This window comes from Paenibacillus solanacearum (genome assembly GCF_910593845.1).
GTDB classification, from domain to species: domain Bacteria; phylum Bacillota; class Bacilli; order Paenibacillales; family NBRC-103111; genus Paenibacillus_G; species Paenibacillus_G solanacearum.
Map to the genome: position 1 here is coordinate 29,672 of NZ_CAJVAS010000042.1, position 26,107 is coordinate 55,778.

General features: G+C 49.9%; 19 protein-coding genes and 1 pseudogene. 2 read left to right on the top strand and 18 right to left on the bottom strand.

Going from position 1 to position 26,107, the window contains the following annotated elements; all coding sequences use genetic code 11:
- Positions 1-60: 60 nt before the first annotated feature.
- The 7 genes from KXG62_RS27875 to KXG62_RS27905 form a co-directional block, all read right to left on the bottom strand.
- Positions 61-1,434, bottom strand: coding sequence for an FAD-dependent oxidoreductase (locus KXG62_RS27875; protein WP_246627671.1), 1,374 nt, complete (start codon positions 1,432-1,434; stop codon positions 61-63).
- A gap of 129 nt (positions 1,435-1,563) precedes the next feature.
- Entirely contained in the window at positions 1,564-3,063 is a 1,500-nt protein-coding gene (locus tag KXG62_RS27880; RefSeq protein WP_343223532.1) for a glycoside hydrolase family 43 protein, read from the bottom strand.
- Positions 3,064-3,311: 248 nt separating this feature from the next.
- Positions 3,312-4,487, bottom strand: a complete 1,176-nt coding sequence (locus tag KXG62_RS27885) for an ABC transporter substrate-binding protein (RefSeq protein ID WP_218095308.1) — start codon at positions 4,485-4,487, stop codon at positions 3,312-3,314.
- A 330-nt stretch (positions 4,488-4,817) separates the two neighbouring features.
- Positions 4,818-6,137 carry a sulfatase family protein gene (locus KXG62_RS27890; RefSeq protein WP_218095309.1) on the bottom strand — a complete coding sequence of 440 codons (1,320 nt, stop codon included), beginning with the start codon at positions 6,135-6,137 and terminating at the stop codon, positions 4,818-4,820.
- 46 nt (positions 6,138-6,183) lie between these two features.
- Positions 6,184-7,116, bottom strand: coding sequence for an extracellular solute-binding protein (locus tag KXG62_RS27895; protein WP_218095310.1), 933 nt, complete (start codon positions 7,114-7,116; stop codon positions 6,184-6,186).
- The gene (locus KXG62_RS27900) at positions 7,113-7,388 is read right to left on the bottom strand and encodes a hypothetical protein (protein ID WP_218095311.1); all 276 of its coding nucleotides are present in this window, start codon (positions 7,386-7,388) and stop codon (positions 7,113-7,115) included. The genes KXG62_RS27895 and KXG62_RS27900 overlap by 4 nt, the downstream gene beginning before the upstream one ends.
- A 105-nt stretch (positions 7,389-7,493) precedes the next feature.
- On the bottom strand, positions 7,494-8,804 hold the full coding sequence (locus KXG62_RS27905; RefSeq protein WP_218095312.1) for an ABC transporter substrate-binding protein: 1,311 nt from the start codon (positions 8,802-8,804) through the stop codon (positions 7,494-7,496).
- A gap of 246 nt (positions 8,805-9,050) precedes the next feature.
- On the opposite strand from KXG62_RS27905, the gene KXG62_RS27910 reads away from it, so the two are divergent.
- Complete coding sequence (locus KXG62_RS27910; RefSeq protein ID WP_218095313.1) at positions 9,051-9,968, top strand: AraC family transcriptional regulator; 918 nt, start codon at positions 9,051-9,053, stop codon at positions 9,966-9,968.
- Positions 9,969-10,451: 483 nt separating this feature from the next.
- Here the strand turns inward: KXG62_RS27910 and KXG62_RS27915 are convergent, their stop codons facing one another.
- The 11 genes from KXG62_RS27915 to KXG62_RS27965 all read right to left on the bottom strand — a co-directional run bounded on the left by KXG62_RS27915 (position 10,452) and on the right by KXG62_RS27965 (position 25,475).
- Positions 10,452-11,366: an SDR family oxidoreductase gene (locus tag KXG62_RS27915; protein WP_425517384.1), complete on the bottom strand. Its 915-nt coding sequence runs from the start codon at positions 11,364-11,366 to the stop codon at positions 10,452-10,454.
- A gap of 279 nt (positions 11,367-11,645) precedes the next feature.
- A complete protein-coding gene (locus tag KXG62_RS27920; protein ID WP_218095315.1) occupies positions 11,646-13,925 on the bottom strand; it encodes an ATP-dependent DNA helicase in 2,280 nt (759 codons plus the stop codon).
- A gap of 288 nt (positions 13,926-14,213) precedes the next feature.
- Positions 14,214-15,254: a ketoacyl-ACP synthase III gene (locus KXG62_RS27925; RefSeq protein ID WP_218095316.1), complete on the bottom strand. Its 1,041-nt coding sequence runs from the start codon at positions 15,252-15,254 to the stop codon at positions 14,214-14,216.
- 1 nt (position 15,255) lies between these two features.
- Positions 15,256-16,149, bottom strand: coding sequence for an alpha/beta hydrolase (locus tag KXG62_RS27930; protein ID WP_218095317.1), 894 nt, complete (start codon positions 16,147-16,149; stop codon positions 15,256-15,258).
- 176 nt (positions 16,150-16,325) lie between these two features.
- Positions 16,326-17,759: a sensor histidine kinase gene (locus KXG62_RS27935; protein ID WP_218095318.1), complete on the bottom strand. Its 1,434-nt coding sequence runs from the start codon at positions 17,757-17,759 to the stop codon at positions 16,326-16,328.
- A complete protein-coding gene (locus tag KXG62_RS27940) occupies positions 17,740-18,432 on the bottom strand; it encodes a response regulator transcription factor (protein ID WP_246627672.1) in 693 nt (230 codons plus the stop codon). Before KXG62_RS27940 ends, KXG62_RS27935 begins: the two co-directional genes overlap by 20 nt.
- A 267-nt stretch (positions 18,433-18,699) precedes the next feature.
- The gene (locus KXG62_RS27945; protein ID WP_218095319.1) at positions 18,700-22,269 is read right to left on the bottom strand and encodes a DNA polymerase III subunit alpha; all 3,570 of its coding nucleotides are present in this window, start codon (positions 22,267-22,269) and stop codon (positions 18,700-18,702) included.
- Between the two features lie 31 nt (positions 22,270-22,300).
- Positions 22,301-23,572: a M16 family metallopeptidase gene (locus KXG62_RS27950; RefSeq protein ID WP_218095320.1), complete on the bottom strand. Its 1,272-nt coding sequence runs from the start codon at positions 23,570-23,572 to the stop codon at positions 22,301-22,303.
- 164 nt (positions 23,573-23,736) lie between these two features.
- Positions 23,737-24,423, bottom strand: a complete 687-nt coding sequence (locus KXG62_RS27955; RefSeq protein ID WP_218095321.1) for an ImmA/IrrE family metallo-endopeptidase — start codon at positions 24,421-24,423, stop codon at positions 23,737-23,739.
- Positions 24,420-24,767 (bottom strand): helix-turn-helix domain-containing protein, encoded by a 348-nt coding sequence (locus KXG62_RS27960; RefSeq protein WP_218095322.1) that lies wholly within the window; start codon positions 24,765-24,767, stop codon positions 24,420-24,422. Before KXG62_RS27960 ends, KXG62_RS27955 begins: the two co-directional genes overlap by 4 nt.
- 72 nt (positions 24,768-24,839) lie before the next feature.
- Positions 24,840-25,475 carry a carboxylesterase family protein gene (locus KXG62_RS27965; protein ID WP_246627673.1) on the bottom strand — a complete coding sequence of 212 codons (636 nt, stop codon included), beginning with the start codon at positions 25,473-25,475 and terminating at the stop codon, positions 24,840-24,842.
- Between the two features lie 421 nt (positions 25,476-25,896).
- On the opposite strand from KXG62_RS27965, the pseudogene KXG62_RS27970 reads away from it, so the two are divergent.
- Positions 25,897-26,107: pseudogene (locus KXG62_RS27970) on the top strand (IS4 family transposase); the annotation flags it as partial.

The following is a 26,107-nucleotide window of genomic DNA, read 5'->3' on the forward strand; positions in this document are numbered from 1 at the left end:
GACACAGTAAACAAAATGACGGACTGCGAGTAACATCCCAATTACTGAATCACTCGTGCATTATTCCTCCTTTGTGATTCCGCAAGCCGTATGAGTGAGAAATCGTTCGCCGAGCCAGGCACCTTGGCGAATGAGCAGCGACTGGAGCTCAGCGACCGGGACGTCCCGGCTTGCCAGCGACCGCTTTGCCGCCAGCGCAGCCGCCGTTCCTGCGGCCTGCCCCATCGCGAAGCAGTTCGGCATGACCCGGAGCGAGCCCTGCACGATTCGGTCCGCCGAGGCGGAGCGGCCCGCGACCCATACGTTGTCGAGCTGCTTGGGCAGCAGACAGCGGTAAGGCACGCCGTGCGACTGTCCTGGGGGCAACCGGTAAATGTTCATACGGTCGGTGCTCGTCGCCAGATGCACATCGATGAAATAGGCGTTGCGGGCGATATCGTCCGGGAAGCTTCGCGTTTGGACGAAATCATCCTGCGTCAAAATATAATCCCCTTCAATTCGCCTCGTTTCGCGAATGCCGATTTGCTCCCCAGTTACCGTCAAGTGAGCTCGCTCGAAGCCGGGCACATAGCTGCGCAAAAACCGCATCTGCTTTTGAACCACTTTTCTACCCTCGATCGCTCCCCTGGTCAAATTTTCAGCGCTCTTCCCGTCGATGCCGAACACATGGCCGAAATTGACCCCGACCAAATGGTCCGCCAGCCAGGAAAGACCCGATACCTTCCCGCGTCCCGGCGGTAGATCTCCGGCACGCTGTGCTTTCTCTACCGCGAGGTGGATTTGCCCCGAATCTCCGCTTTCCTTCAAATATGCCAGAAAACGCTCCCGGTCGACGTTTGACACCAAATAGCACATCGTTCCCGGCTGCAGCTCCCCAGCTTCCCCCCCTTTTTGAAAAGGTGCTCCGCCAAGCGCCGCAATATCACCATCTCCCGTAGCATCGATCACATAATTGGCCTGAACGGCGGCAAGGCCAGATTTGTTGAGCGTGACAATCGTTTCGACGCGCCGTCCCCCTTCGTTCTTCACGATTTGACCGACAAACGTGTGGTACAGAAGCTCGACCCCGTCTTTCAGCGCGGCATCATCGTACACGCGCTTCAGTACCTCCGCGTCGATCGGCACCCAGTCCAGGCGGTTCTGATACTTACGCAGGTAATCTTCGCCACAGCTTTGCTTCATGGCTTCCAGCAGCTCCAGCCCGATCCCGCGGATGACCGGTTTCTCCTTATCCGTAAACGGGCAAAAAGCCGGCACAAGCGACACGGTTGCCATTCCGCCGAGATAACCTCTCTGCTCGATGAGCAGCGTCTTCGCTCCGTTGCGGGCCGCCGCAATGGCAGCGGCAATACCGGCCGGACCGCCTCCGACCACCACGACGTCCGCCTGCTTCGAGACCGGAATCGAAATTTCGGGCAATGTAATTGTTTTCAACGGATCTCCTCCACCTTTCATGGGTAGTTTTTATTGTTAGTATATTACGAAGGTTAGTTGGTGTTTAGTTGCGATTTTGTTGATGTTAAAGGAATGGTGAATATACAAAAACAGCAATTTTCTGCCCCGTTACTCGCCTATAATCACAATCTCAGAAAGTCCCGTTTCGTTGGTCGCCGTTTTTTCGATGACCACTTTGATGGATTTGACCTTCCGCTCCGCAAGATTAACAATCGCGGCGGCACCAGGCTCGGTTGGGAACTCGATATTTTTGATTTCCGTGCCGTCATCCAGAATTAGCTTGCCAGTATGGATCGATCTTAAGCCGCTTGCACTCTTATAGATCATTACGGCCTTCACGACCCGTTGATTCGGCCAGGTCAGCTGCGCCCAAGCTCCGGCTGTTTCGTTGCTTGCCACCCAATCGTACCGTTCAAAGCGCTTGTACAGTCCGATTTCGCCATCGTTCAATGCTTTCTCCGAAAAGCCTTGCTTGATCGAACTTACTGTTATCGCGGCGTCGCCTGCGATGTTTTTCCATTTGCCGGTCGTGCCGGAGGGCCGCATTTGCCCTGTAATGATCGGACCGTTCACGTACATGGATCCGTCTCTGCGGAACCCGACCCGGTCTATATTGAGTTGGCGGTTGCCTCCGCCCTTCTTCGCATCAGCGTGCGTGTGGTACATGATCCACCATTCCTTGCCGTCCGGGGACAGGATAATGGAGTGATGTCCCGGTCCGGATACCTTGGTGTGGTCGGCGCTCAAAATCGGATTGTCCTTATATTTAACGAACGGACCGGTCGGACTTTTAGAAGTGGCATAACCCACCGAATATTTGCGGTTGCAGTAGCAGTTGGCCGAAAACATCAAGTAATAGGTGCCGTCATGCTTCAGAACAGCAGCGCCCTCGTTCCATTCATTGCTGCCGCTCTGCTTCTCCCAAGACTGTTCTGGCTTCGACACCGATACTGGCTTGCCCTTTAAAGAACTCATGTCCTCGTTCAATTCGACAACATTAATGTCGCTGATTTTTTTGTCTCCGAACGGTAATAGATTGTTGGAGTAATACAAGTAAATTTTGCCGTCATCATCAACCAGAATATACGGGTCAATCGTGCCGTATTCATAATTCAAGAGCGGCTCCTTCAGCATATCCTTGAAAGGACCCTTAGGCGAATCCGCAACCGCGACGTTGATATGCATCTTCTCCTCGCCCTTCACCGCAGAGTAAAACATGTAATACTTGCTTTTGTATTCAACGACATGTGGCGCCCAAAAATTTTTGTCTCCAAAGCTGTCTATCGCCTTCAATACTTGCCCCTCGTCCTTCCACTGTACGAGATCGCTGCTGGAATATCCCTTAATGCCACTGCCTCCTGTCGGATAGGCATAATATTTGCCATCGCTTGTACGAATCACGCTGGGATCGGCTCCACTCTTGATAACCGGGTTACTGTAAAATAAATCTTTGGGCAGATCACTCTGGTTCATCAGCTGCGCAGCAGGCTCTGTTGGCCGTGCCGGCTGAAGGGCATCATTCATCGGACCAGCTGTTTGTTCCGTTGAAGTACAGCCTGCAAGTAATAGGACGGCTATTACGGTGATAAACTGAGGTTTCCATTTCATAACAATATGTATCCCCTTTCAAAATGGCCAAGAAGGATCTCCAATAAATCGGATAAAAAGCAAAAACGCACCGTAGCGAAAAATGGTAAAATGGAGGTTTCCCGACCATCCAAAAACCATAACGCGAGGTGCATTTTCATGGATTTGCTGCTTGAACTGCATGCCCCATCGATCCAAGAATCTGCATTCGGATGCATTATTTGTACTTTACACGTCCGGAGATTTCCTCGTTCGGGAACAGGTGGAGTTTACTTATTCGACTCGTCTAAAATATATTTATCGCCTTTTTCATTCGCTTCCCTCAGAGCCGTATTCGTATCCTTCTTGTTCACAACAACTTCCCGCAACGTGTTGTTGACGAGTGTTCTCAGATTGGCGTCGTAATCGGACGGTTCATGCAGCTTCTGCGGCTTGACTCCGAATACCGCGTTCATGTTCTTCCCCTTATAGCTAGGGAGATCGGCAGCGAACGACTTCTTGAACTGGTCGTTCTTCTTCAGAGATGTAAGCCGCCCCTTCCTATTAATGAGATCCTGCAATTCATCTCCGGTTATATGCGATATGACCTGAAACGCCTGCTCCTTGTACTTGGAGGTTTTGGATACCATCAGCAGTTGATAATCCGCTTCTCTGGAATAGCCCATCGCTTCCTTGAAATTGGGGATCGTCACCATATCCCAATGAAGCGGCTTTCCCTCAGCTTGCAGCGTTTCGAATGTGCCGGTAAGCCCGTTACCCCAGGCTGCCATCATCGCCATCCTCTGATCCGAAGTAAACTCGCCTGCGCCCGGCAGCTTATCCCCCTCAATCATTCCTGGAATTTCATAAAATTCTTTGGCTTTGTCCAGCACCATTTTCCATTGATCAGTTTGCAGCGCCGCTTTGTTTGCCGCTTTGTTAACATAAGGCAGCGACAAACCGAAGCCCATTAGCGACACACCGCCGGTATCCAGACCTTTGTACTGGACTCCGTCTACATTCCGCGTCAGCTTACGCGAAAGCTCCAGCGCATCATCCCAAGTCATGCCATCCTTCGGGTAGGGAATTCCGAACTTGTCGAATATGTTTTTATTGTAAAATAGAGCGGCGAAATTAATGGAATAGGGCAGTCCGAATACTTCGCCTTTATCGCTGTACCATCGAAAGGAGTCAATGATCGAAGGCTCGAATCGGTCGAGACTGATGCTGTTCTTCTTGATGAGCGGGCTGATGTCCTCAAGCACTTGCAGCTTCATGAATTCCGGGATTCGGGCGACGCTGGTCAGGATAATATCCGGAAAACTCCCCGACGTGATGAGTTCTTCGGGTAAAGAGCCCTTGACACCAACCAAAGGCTCCAAGGTAATATACGGATATTTCTTTTGAATCGGATCCGAAAAATAAGTTTTAAATTCTTCATCCGTAAGCTCTTTTAAACCATACATATACACCTTGAGTGTAACTGGCTCCGTACTGACAACCGGAGCGTTCTTATCCGTGCTTATGCTTTTTGAAGCTGTACAGCCCGTGACTCCCATCAATGTGAGCGTTACCAATGTGGTTGCAATCATATATGTTTTCATTAATGTTAAAGCTCCCCCTTCCTTTTTTCTACTCCACGTCTGTGAGACCTTCCCCGGCTAAGAGCGATAACTTTTCCCTCATCTATCTGCCACATTTACATGATGAGATTCGGGCAATATTGGACTTTGCTTTGGATGGCAAGCTCGTCCGTCTTTTCACCACCTAGTTATCGCCCATGCGTTCGGTTAGCCTCAATGGCCGGCTCCGTTATTCGGGTGCAAGCTGTCGAGCGAATTGACACGCACTCCTTCAGGTGCCGGTACCGAGCCCTGAAGGAGTGGATCGTCCGTACGCCGCATCCAGCTTTCCAGCCGCGCGGCCAGATCGGCGGCCATGCTGGCATAGGCGGGATCGTCGATCATGTTCTCGCGTTCTACAGGATCGAGATACAGGTCGAACAGCATGTCTTTGGAGCGGCTGCGCTCGCGAATGCCGTGCTGCATCAGGAACTGTTTGCTCAAGCCGTTGTCCATATTTGACATGACAATCTGATCGTGATCGTCGTAGAAGCGGATCAATTTGTAGCGTTCCGTCCGCACGCAGCGCATAGGCTCGTAAGCGGCGTGGTACGTCACCTCGGAGAATAGTTCGCTGCGAACTTCGGAGGCGCTGCCGTCCAGCAGCGGCACAAGCGAGCAGCCTTGCAGCCAGTCCGGTTGGGCTATTCCGGTTATCTCGCACAATGTCGGGAACAGATCGATCTGCGAGACGATCGTGTCGATTACTAGACCTTCTCTCCTGCCTGGGACACGCATCATAAGCGAAACGCCGATGCCCGTATCGTACAAATAACATTTCATTCGGGGGAAAGGGATGCCATGGTCGGTCGTAAAGATGAGTATCGTGTCGTCCCATTTTCCGGCGTCCTTGATGGCCTGCCGCACAATGCCGAAGCACTCGTCGACAACCGCAGCCGAAGCGATAAATCCGGCCATATCCTTGCGGTTGGCTGCCGTGTCGTACATCGGATGCGGAGGCATGACGTACCGGGAATCGACCGGACGACTCGTCTGCGGGAAATCGAATTCCGCGCGGTGCGTGTTATGCAAGCCGACGGTCAAGAAGAACGGCGCGTCCCCCTGCTTGCCGATGAACTCGGCAGCGAGCCGGGCCGTCTGCAAATCGCGCACTTCGCCTCCACGCGCTTCGTTCAAAAGATTGAGGTTTTGCTTGTAGCCGAGCTCGTTGACCGCTCCCGCACCGTGATTCTCGTGCTGTACGCCGCTGAGTGCGGTTTCATAACCGTTTCGGGCAAGGAACGAGGCAAGGTGCTGCGAGCAGTCGTTCAGCCGGAAGCCGCGATGGGCGAGACCGAGCATCCCGTTCGAATGCGGAGCCATTCCGGTAAGCAGGCCGCTGCGGCTTGGCGAGCAGGTTGGGCCGGCGCAGAATGCTTGGCGGAACAGCGCCGCTTCTTCGGCGAAACTTTGCAAATGAGGCGTAGGTACGGCATACCCGTAAGGCTGGATGTATCTCCCGGTATCATGCGTGTGGAAATAGACAATATTCATAGTTTCAGAACTCTCCTTATACGTTTGTTGTCTTTGAAAACTTTCCTTATTTGGCCAGCTGAGACTGAATCGCCTTGCTTGCTTCCTCCTGCGCGTCTCTCAAGGCGGTATTGACGTCTTTCTGATTCAAGGCGACTGCCTTCTCGGCGTTATTCAAAGCAGTGCGGCCTATGTTGTCATATAGGGACGGCACGTGATTGGGAGACGGTGTGACTGAGAAAATCGCATTGAAGTTTTTTCCTTTCATGCTTGTCAGAGCGGAACCGAAGCTTTTTTTGAAAGCGTCGTTTTTTTTCAGCACGGTCAACCTGCCGCTGCTGTTGATGGTTTGCTGTACTTCGTCGCTGCCAATTAGTGAGATGACCTGGAATGCTTGATCCTTATGCTTGCCCGTTTTGGACACGAGCAGCGCGTGCAGATCGGTCTCTCGGCCTGTGCCGACCAGCCCCGTAAAATTCGGAAGGGACGCCATGTCCCAGTTCAACTTGTCCCCGTCTTTGGCTACCTTCTCCAATGTGCCTGACATCAGATTGCCCCACTCCGCCAGCATGGCAAGTGACTTTTCCTTCGTAAAGGCATTGGTTCCGTATTTGAAAGTGGTTCCTTTGACAACACCGGGAATATTGTACAGTTCTTTAAGCAAAGTTAACGATTTGTTCCATCCATCCGAATCGATCAGCGGTTTGTTCGTCTTCGGATCGACGTAGGGCAGCGACAGACCCGAGCCAACCCGAGTGATTCCGGTCGGATCGATGCCCTGGTAGTCGACCCCGCTATCGGTTCTGGTCATTTTGTGCGCAAGCTCGATAGCATCGTTCCAAGACATGCCATCGCGCGGGTAGTCGAACCCGAATTTGTCGAAAATATCTTTGTTATAGTACAAAACCGCATAGTTCATCGCATAGGGCAGCCCGGCCAACTTCTGCTGTCCGTCATTGATGCGCATGGCCTGCAAGGTGGTTGGATCGTACCGGTTCAAGGCGTTAGCCCTTGCCCACTTTTGACAAGCTCCATGGTGATATGAGGATATTTCTTCTTTACGGGATCACTGAAAAATGCGGCGAACTCCTCGTCGGTAAGAGCGTTGTAAGCATAAAGCTGCAGCGTAATCGGTGTCGTATCTTGCTCGATCGGTCCAGTCTTGTCCGAATTCAGGGCGCCCTGCGGCGCCGCATCGCCGTCCCCGCAACCTGCGGTGGCCAGCAGCGCAATCAGCGCCGCTAGCCATACAAATCTTTTTTGTCCAGTCACTCGTGTTCCCCCTCCCAATCGCACCCAACCATTGAAAATTGCAAACAACGGCGAAGACCGCCAAACTGCGTCAAGCCTGACTCCTTCTTTCATCCTATTGCCGAGTTATTTTTGCCGGTTCGTTTCAATGTTTTTCGAAATTTGTTCTTCCGCTTCTCTCAGCGCGGAGTTGATATCCTTCTCCCCTTTGATGATTGGGACGATGGCATTGGACATATAACCATCCGCGAACGAATCGTACACGCTCACCGGAAGCGCTTTCGCAGGAGTGGTCATAAAGGCCGCCTTCACATTTTTCCCTTGCAAGTAAGCCAAGTTTTTGCCGAACTCCTGCTCCATGTTACTGGACTTCACTATCGGCAGCCTTGCGTTGCGGGCTACTTCCGTCTGCACCTCGTCGGATAGAATCGTGGATATGACTTGAAATGCTTGATCCTTGTATTTGCTCTGCGCCGTGACGTGAAGAATCCACTCATCCACCTGCATGCCGGTGTTGGGGCGTTCTTTGAATGACGGGTATTGGACCAAATCCCAGTTCAAATCCTGTGCATCCTTCAAGTTCGGCAGGTTGTTATTGGAAGCCAGCATAGCGAGAGTTTGTTCTTTCTTAAACTGATCCGTACCTCCGCCAGCCAAACGGGGTGTATTGTTTCCGGGAATGTCGTAGATGCTTTTGAGCAACTCGAATATTTTTTTCCAATTATCATTATTGACGGTCGGCTTCTCCGTTACCGGATCGACAAGGCCGTATGACAGCACAGAAGCCACGCGGGTCGCTTTATCCGGCTCCAAACCCCGATATTGCACACCGCCTTCACTGCGCGTCACTTTTTTGGCCAGCTCTCTGGCCTCCTCCCAGGTCATGCCATCCTTCGGATACGGAACACCGAATTTGTCGAAGATATCTTTATTAAAGTAGAGCGCACTGAAGTGCATCGTCCATGGAAGACCGATTAAGTTGTTTTGCAGACTAGCCGACTTCACTGATTCTACGGCGACCGGGTTGAGCCGGGAAAGGTCGAAATTGAATTTTTTGATCAGCGGTTCGATACTATCTTCCATTCCGGTTCCTACAAACCGGTAAATAATCGGTGAAGCGGTCATCACCAAGTCCGGTATGTTGCCAGCTGCCATCAGCTTATCAAAACCATTCTCCGGTTTGGACAAATCGATGGGCTCGATCGTAATGTACGGGTACCGCTTTTTCACCGGCTCCTCAACATACTTTTGGAATTCGTCAGGTCCAAGCCATCCCATGCTCAGCGCGAATTTGATCGTGACAGGCTCAGTCGAAACCTGAGGCGGAGCGTTCTTCTCTGCTGCGGGCTGCTCACCGGCCGATTTGCCGTCATTACCGCTGCTGCAAGCGGTTGCAAACAATAGTAGTGAAAGTGCGGCCATTCGATTCATTTTCATATCGGTTTCCCCCAATTTAGTATTGGTAAGTATCCCGAAGTCATCGCCAGTCGACTGTGACGATGCGGGATAATCTCTAAACAATACGCCCAGCTCCTCTAGTCTGCGAACGGCTGTGAATCCAATTATGGCTTCAATCCCTGTTACAAGCACTCACTTACTTTATTTATGGTAAAATAAACGAAGGGAAAAAACCTAACGTGTTTTTCGATAATTATCCCATTTTTTCTGGGAGGTCCAGCCCATATGTCACATTTTCCAAAATATTTGAAAGGCTATACGACGAAAGACAGCCCGTTCCAGTTCGAGCTCCTGATTAATAGACTGAAGAAAGGCTATCCTTCTCACCGACAGGATTACCTTGAATTTTCATACGTCAAGAGCGGGACAGGCTGGGAAACGATCAATGGGGTAAAACATCGTATGGAGGCGGGGACGTTTTCTTTTTTGCTGCCGTACCAAATCCATGAATTGTTTACCGATCCGGGATCGGAGCTCATTCTGTACAATTGTCGATTCAGTATGGAATTGCTCGTAGAGCAGAACCGGGAAGAACTGATGAACGGCATGGTGAATGGTACTGAAGGGCTGCCTTCCTTCGTTCAATTGGAGGGGAAAGAGAAAGCGCGGATGGACAGTCAGCTTGAGGAAATGATCGAGGAATACGTCAGCAGCGAACTATGGCGGAACAGCTATTTGCAGGCTAAGCTGAAGGAGCTTCTCATCCGGTTCGACCGCTATCGGAGGAAGAATGGTACAACACCAAGCGCGAAGCCCGCCTCAGGTAACTCAGCAGGATCCGTCTGGCCGATCATCCACTATATAAACGGAAATTATCAAGAGAATATCACGCTGGGTGGAATTGCCCAGAAATTCGCTCTGAGCCTCTCCAGGGTCAGTGAAATCATAAAAAAAACTACTGGTCAAACGTACGTCCACTTCCTGCAAGATCTTCGCATCCGCCATGCGTGCAGTCTTCTCGTTTCAACCGAGATGAGCGTATCTGAAATTGCACTGGAAGTCGGCTACGGATCGTATAATACGTTCTCGCGGATTTTCCGGGACACTAAAGGTGTATCGCCTTCAAAATACCGCAAAATGAAGACGTTAAAGTCAGCGCATAATCGGGGTAGCGAGCACCAATCCGGGAGGAATTTGGAATGAAACTGCACTTGTGGCTGCGAGCATCAGTCGATAAACAAATAGGCAACAACTTTTACCAAATATAAAAATATTACAATGCCTGCAAACGCTATATAGGGGGTGAAAAAGATAAAAAATAAATAAGGAACGGTCTGTTCCCCTTTTAATGTATTTCTGAATACTTGCTTCATTATAATGTATAAAAAAACACTTCCCAGAAGTATAAGAATTTTTGCAGCAAAAGGTGTCATTCCCTTTCCTTCCTTTCATCATACTTCATGTGGTTGGGAGAGGTTATTTGCATAAACACTATTGATTAGCAGCGCACTCACGATTAGCTCCGTCGGATGAATATGTTATTCCGCATAAAAAGAACTCTAAACCAAATATAACATTATTTATATGGTTATTAATATAATAAATAATCAAATTATGGAATTATTTTAACGGACATGAATATTGGTTGGACATGGAATCAAATTTATGTCACAGAGAAAAATAGCATCACTCTCCTATTCCCGAGTTCCTGGTTTGTCTTTCGCTGACTTCCCATAGCTTCCGTGCAGCTTCTTGGCTGCGGGCCGGAGCCGCGGGAATGGCTTCCTTCATATCGACATAGTACCTGCCGCTCTCCCCGCTGATTTCGTTCGAATCCGCCAGCCAGACGAGCGTCTCGGCTCCTTTTTCCGGCGTTTGGGAAAATCGCTTCATGACCGCCATCGTCATCCGCGCCAGCATGCCGTTATCCTGATTGAAATTGGTAGCGACAAGCCCCGGATCTAAGCAGTTCGCGACAACGCCGGTTCCCTCAAGGAGGCGGGCCAGCTCTGTAGTGAACAAAATGTTCGCTAACTTCGTCTCTCCGTAGCGGAAGTTGGCACCGCCCATCAGGGCTTGCAAGAAGCTATAGCGCTTCTTGGCGGTCAAGTCGTCGAAAGCGATGCCCTTCTTCGCCATCTTGTGTCCGTGTGAAGAAGTAGTGATGATCCGGGCTTCGCCGCTCATCTTGATCCGGTCAAGGAGCAGCGTCGTCAGTAAGAAGGGGGCGAGATGGTTGACGGCCCAAGTTTTCTCCATGCCGTCCTTGGTCAGTATCCGTTTGACGAACATCGCACCGGCGTTGTTGATCAGCATGTCGATCCGGGGACACCTTGCCAAAATTTCGGAAGCGAGGCGGCGGATCGACCGCTGATCGGACAAGTCTGCCAAGAACACTTCCACATTCGTATTGCCTCCAGTAAGCGCCCGAAGCTGTTCGGCTGTCTCATTCCCCTTGGCCTGGCTTCGCGCCACAATTCCCAAGTGGGCACCTCTAGCCGCCAACTCCCTGGCCGCCGCCAGCCCGATGCCGCTGGTTGCTCCTGTAATGATCACATATTTGCCCTGCACGCTCCACGCCTTATGATTTGTTTTATCCATCAATTTCGTACACCTTCTCATCGTTATTTTATTGAATGAACGGTTCATTCATTTTATGGTTTTATCATACTTCCATATTTAGCATATGTCAATTGTTTTACTAACAAATAATTCACTTCTGTGTTAGGATCGGCCAAAACCACACTAGGACAGGCGCAGTCCCCCTCAGGGGTGTGCGCCTATCTGCTGCAAATAAAAAGGGATGTTAGGTTTCATGCATTGATTCACTTTACGAGATCTCCTTTTGTCCCTGATACAGCATATCCTGATTTATACCAATTAAACTCGCCATTCTTCAGGAAGCAATCGTATGTATTTGGTCTGTAAATACCGATCATCGACAAGCACAAGAGAACCACGATCCTGCTCCGATCGAATCAATCTGCCGCCCGCTTGCAGCACCTTGTTCATGCCCGGAAAAACATATGCGTAATCAAAGCCGTCCCGCCCTGTTCTGTTGTAATAGTTTTTCATCAGATCACGTTCCAGTCCGATTTGCGGCAACCCCACACCAACGATAATGACACCGGTCAACCGGTCCCCTTGCAGATTGATTCCCTCTGAAAATATGCCTCCCAATACGGCAAAGCCGACTAATGTCCGGGCTCTTCCCGCCTGGAACGTGTCCAGAAACCGCTCCCGCTCCTCTTCCGACATCGTAGGGGCCTGAACAAGGATATCGGCGTCCGGCATTTCCGCTTCGTACGCGGCCACGCCGGCCTGCAAATAATCAAACGAAGGAAAAAAGACCAAGTAGCAACCAATACGCCTGCTGATCCGCTCTCGAAGCAGTGATCCCAGCCTGGCCATCGAGCTTTCACGGTCTCGGTATCGCGTCGATAATGCCGCGATGCTCACCTCCCATTGGTCCTTCGAGAAGGGGGATGGAATCGCAAATGTATAACCGTCCTCCCCGGCACCGAGTACATCCTTGTAGAAGCCGAACGGGGACAGCGTTGCCGAGAAAAATACTTTCGCCCGATAGCCATTGCTCATATGTCGCAGCAGCTGGGACGGATCTAGGCATAGAAGCTTCACTCTGACCTCGCTGCGCTCGACTTCGGCATAGGTGACGAACCGTTCATCCGCCAACTTTGCGATTCGAAGGAAGCTTTGCGCCGCGAAATAAACATCTTTCAAGAGCGTCAATCCCTCTTCTTCCCCGCCTGCAACAAGCGTCTGCTCGGCCGCTTCGGCAAAAAACTCTAACTGTTCAAGCAAGCTTTGCGGCGGACCGTCAAGCAGCGAATGCGTCCGCTCCCCCACCTCCTTGCGTAGCTCGATAAATATTTTATTCAAGGCCTTGGCCGCCTGGGCAAGCTCTCGTCGCTTGCCCCTGCTTTCCCGCTGAAGATGGAGAAAACCGGATTTTACTAGCTCCGCAGAAAACATGTCCCTCGCCCGGTCAACCAAATTATGCGCTTCATCCACCAACAGAGCGGTATGCTTGCGCTGCTCCTGCAGCAACCGCTTCAACGACACACGCGGATCGAACACATAATTATAGTCGCAGATGACCGCATCCGCGGCGTATGCCGCTTCTATTGACAGCTCGAACGGACATACCCGGTGTTTGCGTGCGTACCGTTCAATCACCTCGCGGCCCATCGATGCCTCATGCTCCAACATGTCTAGCATCGCGTCGTTAAGTCGGTCATAGAAGCCATCTGCGTATTCGCAGTACTCCTTCGAGCAGCGCACCTCTTCCTTGAAGCATACTTTTTCCTTCGCCGTCAGCGTGACGGTCTTCGCCTGTAAGCCAGCATCCGCCATGGCGCGCATCGCATGCTCCGCCGCAGTCCGGGTTATCGTTTTGGCCGTTATGTAGAAGATTCGTTGAAGATGCCCTTGCCCAATCGATTTAACGGCCGGGAACAAGGTCGAGATCGTTTTGCCGGTTCCGGTCGGAGCTCTTGCGAACAAATCTTTCCCTTCGGCGATCGCCGTATAAACGGCACCGGCCAGCTTACGCTGCCCTTCCCGGTAGGCCGGATAAGGAAACGACAGACTCCGCGCGCTCTCGTTCCGTTCCTGTTCGTGCTTAGCCGTCCATCTTGCATAGGGTGCATATATCTGCAGCATTCCGAGCACTAAACCTTCCAGTTCCTCCGTCGTCTGCTCCTTCCGAAAATGAATTTGTTCGTCCGTATCCAGCTGCACATAGGTCAGCTGCACACACAGCTTCAATAAGCCTTCCTTCGCGGCATACATATACGCATAACATTGAGCCTGCGCCCAATGTTCGGGGTGCGCGTGTTCCTCAATATGGTTAATATTCTGCAGAGTGGACTTAATTTCTTCAATAGTGACAAGTTCGTTCTCCGGGAATCGGATGCCATCGCAGCGCCCTTCCAGCCGAAAACGCAAGTCCCCGCATTCGAACTCGTGCTGCAGCGGTGCTTCCTTGAGGTCCGATTCTTGGTACGTCTTTTGCAGCTTCTGATGCGCAAGCGTCCCTTCTGAGAACGTAGGTGCCGCATGAAATCCAGACTCCAGACTGCCTCTGCGAAACGCGTATTCGACCAGTGCACGTACAGAAATGCGAATAATCGGTAGCATATGCTCTCACCCGAAATCATGTTTAGTTACAAATAAGCATACCATGTTTTGAGTCAAATGAAAACAAATGTTCCCATATAAGACTAAATGTCATCCCGCCATAAGGAGCAAGCCATACGGTCCGATGTACAGATCCGCCCCTCTCTTCTGCGGCAGCCTTACCGTTGTATGCAACAGACAGCCAAGTACCGAATACGGTTGTCAAAAGCAAATGCTCACTCGGGCATACAAATACCAACTGTTTAGAAGTCGTGCTTCTAAACAATTGGTATTTGATCCGTTCTATATTCATGAATGTTCATACTCCTTCGTATTCTCATTCGCCGGGTGGATAGCAGCTTGTGGCGCTAATGTCCATTCCACAATAACCCCGCCGAAGGTGAATCCGCCGCCAAAGCCGACGAGCAGCAGCAGTCGATCTCCGGCCTTGACTTGACCTGACTTGACTCCCATGCTCAAGGCAAGCGGAATACTGGCAGCTGTCGTATTACCGTAATACTCCATACTGTGCAGAGTCCTGCTCATGGGAATACCGATTTTCTTGCTTATGGACTCGACAATGCGAAGATTGGCGCTGTGGGGAACGAACCAATCAATCTCATCCGCACTCCAGCGGACTTGATCCAGAATGCTACGTATGACTTGCGGCACCGTCCCAACGGCAAAACGGTACACCTCCCGCCCGTTCTGCACCAGCATCCCATTACTTGCAAGCTTATTTCCTGACAACTCCTTTCTTAGGCCCGAGCGATACAGATAACTTCCTCCATGACCATCCGATCCAAAATACTGTGTGGCGAACGCCCCCGTATCCTCCGTTCTTTCCATTAAAACAACGCCAGCTCCATCACCGAATAAGATGCAGGAAGTGCGATCCGAATAATCCATTATTTTGGATGCCGTATCCGCGCCAACCACCAAAATTTTCTGATGAAGCCCGCTGGTGATTAATCCATTTGCCAGGTTCATCGCATAAACAAATCCCGTGCAAGCTGCGTTAACGTCGAGCGCCCCCGTAGCCGGAATACCATAATGTTGTTGGATTAAACAAGCAACGGAAGGCGTCGGAAAGTCCGGAGTATAGGTGGCTACCAGGATCATATCTACATCCATGATCGATACGTCATAGTTCGTAAGCAGATCATCAATCGCCCCGATACACATATGACTTGAGAACTCATCCTTAGCCGCAATACGCCTTTCACGTATGCCCGTTCGCTGAACGATCCATTCATCGCTCGTGTCCATCATCATCTCCAAATCTGCATTTCTTAACACTTTGGAAGGAACATAACTGCCGATTGCTGTAATTTTGGCTTTTGATCTCATGTTATCTATGGCCTCCTGCAAGTCGATCGAAGAAGTGATCTACCCGATTCGTATATTCCACAGGAAACAACTTATAAGAACCCGTATGCTTGGCTCCCGGAACTTTCCAGTAGCTGAATGTATCGGCAAATCGCTGTGACATCATTTCGCTGTTGGCGCACGGTATCGTTTCATCCTGATCCCCGTGAATGAACATGACCGGTCGAGGGTAAATCTGCTGTATGGATACGATCGGCTTAACGAGCTGCGGATTCTTCTTCATAATGAAACGAATTGCTAGCACCATAAGCGGGGAGAACGGGTATTTCGGAAGCTTGGACCATATCGACAGATTATCCAGCAAATACCGATTCAAATCACTGAACGGACTGTCCGCAATGACACCAGATACTTCCGCGCACTTCGCTGCTGCCAGGAGGGACGCAGCCGCGCCCATTGAATAACCAATTAAGCCGATTCGTCCCTTACAGAACGTTTGGCACCAGTCAATGGCGCCGAGGATGTCTTGTTGTTCATCCAGACCAATTGTCGTTAACCGCCCTTCAGAATCCCCGCAATTGCGGAAATCAAACATTACTACATTATAATTGCGCTGAACGAGAGCCTTGGCTAACCCAAGTGCAGCGACCTTATGCTGGAGGCGGTTGCTCCTGTATCCATGCGCGAATATAATTGTCATCTTGGGCGAGCCGACAGCGGGAAGAAACCATCCCTTCAGATTAACCGTTTGGTCCCGGCTTCGGAAAGTGATGGATTCATATTGCAGCCCCTCCTCATCGGGAGTCACCAGCACCGGCTTGCGCGCAGGATGCATCAACTTCCATACCGCCCATAACGAGATCGCACATATTCCGACCAGAACAATGAGAACGATATACCCCATCCACATACTCATACGAACTACTCCTTTTATCCTATAAATAATATGAAACAGTCACAGACTACCATCCCAAAGTGTCAGTGAAATGTCAGAACGTGTATAAATTTGTATTGTTGTCGAAATAAAAAAAACAACTTCTCCACAAGGAACATGATCCTCATGAAAATGTTGTTTTTAGTCATCATCGAATATTATGATTCAAGCGGAAGAATGAGTTCAAAGGTTGTACCGCTTGAAGAACTGTGAGTCAATACCAGATCGCCGCCTAACGATCGTGCGATCATTCGACTGAATGGCAATCCAAGGCCAAGCCCGTGTACAAGCGTCCTTTTCTCTGCGCCGCGATAGAACGGTTCGAATATATCCTTCTGCCCGGCTACAGGCATCCCGCAGCCTGTATCGTGAACGCTAATATGGCAATAACATGCGGTTGTATCCAGACGAACGATAACTACGCCTCCTTCAACGATTGCATCTCTCGCATTATTCAACAAATTAATAAGAATCTGTTCGATACGGATCGGATCCGTAAAAAGTCGAAGTTCCGCCGCCGGAGCTGACGCCTCCAGTTTAACTTCAATCGACTGGCGCTCTTGAACGCAACTCCATCGCTCCACTATATCGGTCAACATCGCCTGCATGCCGATTAGCTCGCGATCCACCTGAATATTACCCGCTGCAAAGCTATTGAAATCCAGTAAATCCTCTACCATTTTTTGCAGACGATTGCATTCATTCATGCAATGATCCAGGAATACTTCCGCCTCTTCCCCTTCAACTACCTTCCCGCGGACAGCCTGAACTAACCCGCTGATGGCTGTAACGGGTGTTTTCAATTCATGTGTAACTCCTGCCAGCAGCTGCGTACGAAGTTTCTCCAAGCGATTTAGCCGATCCGCCATCTCCTGGAACGAATGAGCAAGCTCATGGATTTCCCTCTCTTTGTAATCATTCCTAAATTGCAAATTATAATTGCCGGACACAATTTGCTTCGCTGCGTTGGCCGCTTCCTGTATTGGCTTGATCAATCTTCTTGTTAATACATGCACAATTCCCCAGCCTATAAACAAGAAGGACGCCAGCAGAATCCACCTTGGATATCTGAAAGCAAACATGCCGTCCAGCGCATTACGCTGAGGGGCCATGTACAATGCAAAACCCGTGTTGGAGGATTCAACAATAATCGGATATATGCCCACTAAATAGGGCTCTTGGCCTTGTTGTGCCTCCAGTTCGATAACATGCGCCTCTCCAGACATAATATCCGTGATTCGCATCATCACTTGCTTTGTTTCCTCGGGTAGCACAGAGGGGTATTGTTGAACAACTTGGCCATCTCGATTAAGGATGAACATGATGGGTCTGCTATGAAGATTATGCCGCTCAGCCAGAGTGCTTAAAAACCCCTCCATATCGGGAGTCTGGGGAAGCCTCCCGTTATTATCTGTGGCGATGGCCTCAAGTTCGCCCGCCATGTTCTTCACACTGGTATATTGGGTAGATAACGCATTCCTGTAGAAAACATACATGGCAAGCAAACCAAGGATCATGATACTGATAAATAAAATCGTAAAGTAACGGATCGACCAATAATAGAGCAGGCTTTTACGTTCTCGCTTTGACACGAAATTGATACCCCAATCGTTTCAATGTAATGATCCCCCCATCTTCGGCGGACCATTCCGTAAGGCTTTGGCGAATCCGTTTTATGGCCATATCGACGGCTCGATCGCTGCCCATGTAATCCCTTCCCCATACAGCGTCAATCAACTGGTTTCGATCCAATGTCTGGTTCGGATGACTGGCCAAATATAGAAACAGCGATAGATCCCTCGGCGTCAAATGAACCTCATCCCCGTTTAGCATCACCTTATGCGAATTAAAATCAATCTTCAAATTGCCGAAGATCGCCGAATTTTCTGTCGCAACCTGCGGCAAGCGCCTTAACACAGCTCGCACGCGAGCAACAACCTCTTCTCCGATGAATGGCTTGACTAAATAATCGTCAGCGCCCCCATTCAGTCCTTCCAGCCGATAATGAATATCGCTGAGTGCCGTTAACATAATGACTGGACAAGCGCTTCGTTTTCTTATGCAATTAAGAACCGACCATCCGTCCATGACTGGCAGCATGACATCCAATAGCACCAGCGTTGGCTCCCACGACTCAAACAAAGACATCGCCTGGTCGCCGTTATAGGCTTGCTCCACCGCATAGCCGGCTTTGACCAGAAATGCCTTTAGAACCATGGAGATCCTCGGTTCATCTTCAACAATGAGAATCTTCTGCTTCATCATCCGTCACCTCTTCAAGCTTGCGGGTCAATGCCCCTCCAAGCTCCCCATTCAACTACTAATTTATATATAGTTCTTAGGACATATTCCTCGTTTTGGCTGGAAATCCCTGCTTTCGACACGAAAAAAGACCAGGGCCACAGGCGAAGCCACTGAAGAACTTGCGTTGTTGGAACATGAATGGGTATTAAATAAGACGAGACGACCTTCATCCCAGTTTATGGGCATAAGGGTCGTCTTTTTCTTCGTAAGAACCCCTATTGGGGTGGATTATACTTTAACGGATTGCGGTCCGAGCAGCGCCTCAATCGCTTGGAACAGCTGTGGAGACGGCTTGATGCTGTACTGTTCGCTCAAACTTAAGGAATGCTTGCTCCGCTCGTAGAAAAGAATGACGCCAAGCGGACCCTTGTGCTGCTGAAGCAACTGTTTCAGCTTGCTCAGGACTTGCGTGTTTTCGTGAGCAGCGTCGATCTTCAAGAAAACGCACGGCCTCGATCCGGCGGCTGGGCGGGACATTGGTGCGGTGCGCCAGCGCAGCGCGGTCTCGCGCGCACGGGGCTCGTCCAACGGCGTAAGGCGGTCGGCCAGCAGCTTGACGCCGGCGTCTTGCTGCTGCAGCTTGCCGCGAATGAGCATGAGACGCTCCTTCTGTACACAGTTTCCGTATTTTGTCCAGATTTCCGGGAAAATGACGACCTCGATCTTTTCGATGCGATCCTCCAGCTCCACGAAAGCCATAGCCTGACCTTTTTGGGTCAGGAAGTTTTTGCAGGATACGATCATCCCCGCCACGATCACCACGCTTGCAGCCGGCTCTTCTGCCAGCTGATGAAGCGGCATAGCATCGAGCTCGTGCAGCAGCGGTTCATAAGCGTCGAGAGGATGGCCGGAAATAAACATACCGAGCAGTTCACGTTCCAGCGCGAGCTTCTGAAGCTGAGTATACGGAGCGGCGTCGTCGGGGTATTCGATCGTCCAATTCACCTCCTCGGTCAAGCCGACCAAGTGCAGTTGCAGCTCCTCCCGGTCCTTTTTCCATTTCAGCACTGCCTCGATCATCCGTTCCAGTACGGCTAGCAGCTGCGCCCGGTGGCCGGGGAGAGAATCGAATGCCCCTCCCGAAATTAAGGATTCGATCACCCTTTTATTGCATGCCCGCAAATCCACCCTTCGGCAAAAATCGAGCAAATCTTCATAAGGCGCGCTTTTTCGCTCACGGATTATTGCTTCGATCGCCTGCGTTCCGACGTTTTTGATCGCAGCAAGCCCAAAGCGTATCGCTCTCGAGTCGGCATCTTCGTCAGGAGATTCCGCGTTCAAGCCCACGTTCTGCTCTTCGCTGCTCCGTCGCAGATAAACAGGAGTAAACCCCTCTATACTTTCGTTCACGTCGGGCGGCAGCACCGCAATCCTCATGCGTCGACATTCATCGACGTATTCTGCCGCCTTGCGGTGATTCCCCATGACAGACGTCAGCGTCGCCGCCATGAACGGCACGGGGTAGTGCGCCTTCAGCCAAGCCGTACGATAGGTCATGACAGCATAGGCCGCAGCGTGCGCACGTGGAAAGCCGTAGTCGGCGAAGCGCACGATCATGTCGTACACCTTGTTGGCGTCAGCCTCACTGTGGCCCTTCCGCAAGCTGCCGCGGATAAAGCGGGCGCGTTCCTCGTTCATCACCTCGCGCTTCTTTTTTCTAACGGCGTGCAGCAGCAAGTCGGCCTCGCCGAGGCTGAATCCCGCCATCTTGGCAGCAATATGCATGATCTGCTCCTGATAGAGGATAATCCCGTACGTATCGCGCAATATCGGCTCCAGCGACGGATGGGGATACTCCGTCTCCATCTCCCTGTGCTTAGCCCTAATATACTTAGGGATATATTCCATCGGTCCCGGCCGGTACAATGCGCCGACGGTAATAATATCCTCAAACACCGACGGCTTCATTTCTTTCAACAGCCGCCGGTAGCCTGCCGACTCCAACTGGAATACAGCCGCCGTTTCGCCTCGACACAGCATCGCATACGTGGCTGGATCGTTCTCTGGCAGCTTCCGCAAATCGATCTTGATGCCGTTCCAAACCCGAATCCAGCGCAATGTGCGCTCGATTATCGAGAGCATGCGCACACCTAGAAAATCCATCTTCAGTAATCCGATTGCTTCCAGATGCTCCATCGCATATTGCGTCAAAGCGGTCCCCTCCGCTCCCTCTTGGAGCGGCACGTACCGGGTAAGCGGCTCGCGGGAAATAACGATGCCTGACGCATGCGTGGACATGTGACGGGGCAGCCCTTCGATCCGCATCGCCATGTCGAGCAGTTCTGCGGTTTTGGGTTGCTTGGCTGCAAGCGCCTTCAGCTCGGAATGGACCGTAATCGCTTCCTGCAGCGTGATCCCGAGATGGCCGGTAATCATTCTGGCGACCCTGTCAACATCGTTATAGGGTACGTTCATTACCCTGCCGACATCGCGCAATGCAGCCTTCGCGGCCATCGTACCAAACGTGATGATCTGCGCGACATGGTCTTTGCCGTATTTCTCCACGACGTAAGCGATCACCTCTTCCCTTCGCAGGTCGTCGAAATCGATGTCGATATCCGGCATCGATACCCGCTCCGGGTTCAGGAAGCGCTCGAACAACAGGCCGTACCGGATCGGATCGACATCGGTGATCTTCAGCGTGTAAGCGACGAGACTTCCGGCAGACGAGCCCCGACCCGGCCCGGTGGCGATACCGCGCTCATGGGCGAAGCGTATAAAATCCCAGACGATCAGAAAATAGTCGGAGTACCCCATTTTTTCAATGACCGTAAGTTCGAACTGTAATCTTTCCTCTATCATCCGCCGATAAGAAGCATCGACTGTAACGCCACCATCATCATCCTCATGGCGTCCATCCCGGCTCCAACCGTATCGGGCGGTAAGCCCTTGTCGACACAATTCCGCCAAATACCCTCCGGCGGTTAACCCTTCGGGTATCGGCCGGAATTCAGGCATAATCGAGCGGCCGAATTCCAGCAACAGATTGCATCGGTCCGCCACGACGGCCGTATTGGTCAATGCCTCAGGGACGTGAGCGAACAGCCTGCGCATTTCTTCACCGCTTTTCAAGTACAATTGATCGGTCGTAGAACGCAGCCTGTCAGCATCATCCACCGTCTTTCCAGTGCCGATGCAAACGAGCACATCCTGAACTGCCCTATCTGACGCCTTAATATAGTGAACATTGTTCGTGGCGATTAACGGGATTCCGGTTTCCCGGCTCAACGCAATGATGTCGCGCATCACGTTCTTTTGCTCGGTCAGCCCGTGATCCTGCAGCTCCAGAAAGAAATCATCGCCGAATATATTCCGATACCTTTCGGCGGCCAGCTTCGCTTCGGCGCGCCTTGCATGAAGTAGATGCTGGGAGATCTCACCCTTGAGGCAGGAGCTTAAGCAAATCAACCCTTCCGCATATGCCGCCAATCGCTCGGCATCAATACGCGGCTTGTAGTGAAAGCCCTCCATATGGCCGATCGAGATCAGTTTCATTAAATTTTGGTAGCCCGTTTCATTTTTGGCAAGCAAAATTAAATGATAAACCGGCTGATTCTGCCTTCCTTTGTCGCGTATCGAGCCTGACGTAAAGTATACTTCACAGCCGATGATCGGCTTGATTCCCCGCTCCGTACACACCTTGTAGAAGGGTACCGCTCCATACATGACGCCGTGATCGGTCAAGGCAAGCGACGTCATGCCAAGCTCGGCCGCATGGGCGGCCAACTCTTCGATCCGGGCCGCCCCGTCCAGCAAACTGTATTCACTATGCACGTGAAGATGCACAAAACGTTCCATGCATACTCATCCCTATCTTATCCTCATCTCTTTAGGCAGTTCGTCCATCGTTCTTCAAGTCCGCTACGAACGCATCACCATCGCGGCTAACCTGAACAAACAGCATTTTATCAGCATTCAAATAGGTTTCAGCAAAGTGCAGTACGTCGTCCACCGAAACGGTACGAATTTTGTCGACAAAGTCATTCGGATCGACTGCACCATGAAACAAGTGGATTGACGCTAGCCGAGAGTTTATTGCTTCCGGGTAATCCTCAGCGACCAGGTAACGTGCCGTTATCCATTTCTTAGCGCGGGTCAGCTCGTCATCTTGCAACCGCTCTATCTTTAGGCGATTTAACTCGGCGATAATGATATTGCGTGCTTCATCGATACGCTGCGGATCGGTAGCGACATATCCGGTAATAAACCCTTCGCTGACCCCCGGACTCAGTCTAACACTTACGTCATAGGCAAGCCCTCTGTCTCCGCGGATCTGTTTACCTAACCTGGAAGCACTGCCTCCACCCAGCACGTGCAGGGCGACGAAGCCTGTGTATCTCTCCTCGGAATCTATGTAGGGCCCATACATCCCCCAATGTAATTGCGACTGACGTATATCGCGAGCGATGTGAATCGTGCGGCCGTCAAGCGGACAAAGCTTTAGCTTATCCAAGACAATCGGTGCTGACATTTCCGGTGCTGCCGGAATCGTCAATGATTCTAAATAATCAACTAACGCTGCATGATCAATATGACCAGTAACCACAAGCACGATATTGCTCGGCTGATAAAATTGCTCATGAAACCGAAGCAGATCATCGCGGGTGATCGAGGATACGGATGCTTCCGTCCCTAAGCAGTTGGCACGCTCCGGGTGCATCCCGCTAAGCATTCGCATCAACTCTCTTCTGCCATGCTCCCGAGGATTATCCTCCGCTCGTTTGATTTCCTCAATAACTACCTTCTTTTCCTTGGCTAATTCTTGTTCCGGGAAAGTAGAATGAAACACCATATCCGTCAGCAACTCAACGCCCTGCTTCCACTCATCATATGGCGTATAAATGAAATACTTTGTCCGGTTGTTACCAGTAGAAGCGCCTCTTCGCCCTCCGCACTCCTCTACCAGTTCATTGATTCGCTCCTGCGTACGTGTCATCGTTCCTTGGAACATCATATGCTCTAGAAAGTGGGCAATGCCGTGCGGATAAGCTGCTTCATAATGCCCGCCTGCTTTCACCCAATAGCATATCAATGTGGATACTGCCTTCTCGTTATGGTCGGTAATGACGGTCAGCCCATTGCACAATACAGTTTTTTTCAAAGTAATTCCTCCATCTCGATATAAAATATAACTGCGACATTCGCTGTATCCATGCTGCTTCGGCAGAGATGTTTAAAGAGCTTACCCATGGATACTATTTATATAAACCAATTCGGCTTATAATGTTGTGTTGATAATCAACTCAACTTGATGATTAAAAAAAATTAGATGTCTAAGGTCAGCTGCTCGAATGCCGGATGCGTGTACGTACCCGGACGGTTCACATTGCCATATTGATCTATAGTCAAGAGCTGTAGCTGAGTTAATCGCACTGATAAGGCTGATATGGAAACCCGTAAGCAGTGTGCTAGCCCGTATAGGTGAGAAAGATGGATTTTCCTCATCTTTCTCAATTGGCCTACAGCGCGTTCTATCATCGGACGGGGCATCAGAAGGCATCCTGCGAATAAATCTGCCTGTATTTCTTCCATTGGCTTTTGAGCAGTGCTTCGGCAAAAAAAGGGCTGACCTTGAACTTTTGTGGGCCGTTCAGGTTCACTATTCCCCAAACGAAGCAAATACGGCGTTTCCGACGTATGAAGAACCCAATGACCGAGCTCATGTGCAAGTGTAAAATGGTATGTCCCAATTTTGTTATCAAATAGCTCGCGGTGTGATTCATTTAAAATGATTTGCTTTTCAGTCGGAAGAATCGCGGCCATCACAAGACCATCTTTATCCAAGTGATCGATGGACTCCCAACATATTTGCAGGTCGAAGTGAAATTCGATGATTTCCTCAATCGGAGCGGATTTAACCATTTTATCGTAAGGGTCGAACCCGTAGTCCATTAATATTTGCTCGGTTAAGCGTTCCATTTGCTCACGTGAGATAAAACACGGCGATTTCATTTCGTCTTGTCCTCCTCCGACTCGCCAATAATCTCTTTAATTTTCTTCCATTGCGTCGGAGAAAGATCTGAAGCCTTTCTTAAAAAGACAGGGATATTGCTGTTTTCTGTTATCAGCCTCTGAAAACTGCTCGGCACCTTTTTTGCTGCTAAAACAAGCTCCTCCGGTTCAATACAAAGCACTTCCGCGATACGTATGATTTTATCTTCTGCTGGAGGGTCCATTGTTCCGCTTTCGATTTTGCTTATATACGTAAAATCAATACCGACTAGATCAGCAAGCTGCCGCTGAGTAACTTTTTTTTGTTTGCGGAGATTTCGGAGAAGCTCGCCAAATTCACTCATATTTATTATCACCTTCCACTACTTACCATTTTACACATGTTGAGTTATTTGTCAACATACTTTCATATCCCATTAGGTAAGCCTCCTCTGTTCCAACAGCCAAGTATAAAGTTCTTGATTGTTGAGGGTGCTTTCCATGATGTCATGCCCAAGGTCTGGGTAAATAGTAAGTTTAATGTTTGACGAATATTGCTCTACTGTACGAATCATTTTGGACATCTGATCTACTGGTACAATATCGTCTAAGGCCCCGTGAAAAGCCCATATAGGGGTGTCTTTTAACTGCTCTGCTTTAGATACCTGTCCACCAGAACTCAATGGAACAATCGCCGCAAACGTTTCAGGATAGTTGATAGCTAAATCCCAAGCTCCGTATCCCCCCATGCTATATCCAATTAAGTATATACGGCTTGAATCTATACGATGATTTGTAGTAAGTTCAGTAACCAAAGCCATAACCGCGTCACGTTCCATATTCCAGTACGACTCACTTGGACACTGGGGGACTGCAATAACAAACGGTAATGATAAACCCTGGCCAATACCGAAAATTCCATAGCTCTTTAGCTTAGTTACATCCTCACCCCTCATATTCATACCATGTAAAAAAATAATAAGTCCCCATTTAACTTCTTCATCTTCTCCATAACCTTCGGGAAAAGAGAGAAGATAATTTATCTTCACATTCTTTGTAATCTGAGCATTCAAACTATCTGATCTTATCCTCATTGTATCCCCTCAATACTAAATATCATTTAGCGGAGCTTGAATCCATTTTAACATCATAACTACTTGAACTATCCTGCTGTCCAATAGCTTAACGAGGCCACCGATTATTTCCCTCGGCAGCCTCGTGGTGTTGTTATGGAGCTAGCGTTCCCTGTTATCTTAAAGAAGTAATGGGTTATTTAATAACTTGGTGCCATGTGTCTTCGATATCTTTAAAATTATTAAATCCAATTTTTTTATAACTCAACTTTCGCATCTAATAAATCAGCCTAAGTCCGTGTGCGTACTGGATTTGTGATCGATAAGATACCTTGATTGAAAAATAGAAAAACACCGCTTCCTTTGGTAAAGTGAGAGTGTCGAAGTCACACTACTACCACACAGAAGAGGTGTCCTCTATATGATAGAACAAAAACTATCCATTGATCAACTGCCAGCAGAAATTAAGCCGGCTTTCCATGAACTGAAGGTCATCAAACACTTGAATGAAGCTGGCTTTAAGAAGAAATTTGGCTTCACTTGTGCGACCTTGTTCCGAATCATATTTGTGCTGCTATTCCAACAGAAGAACTGGTTTCGTCTACTCGAAAGCCGGCGGGGCACAAATTATC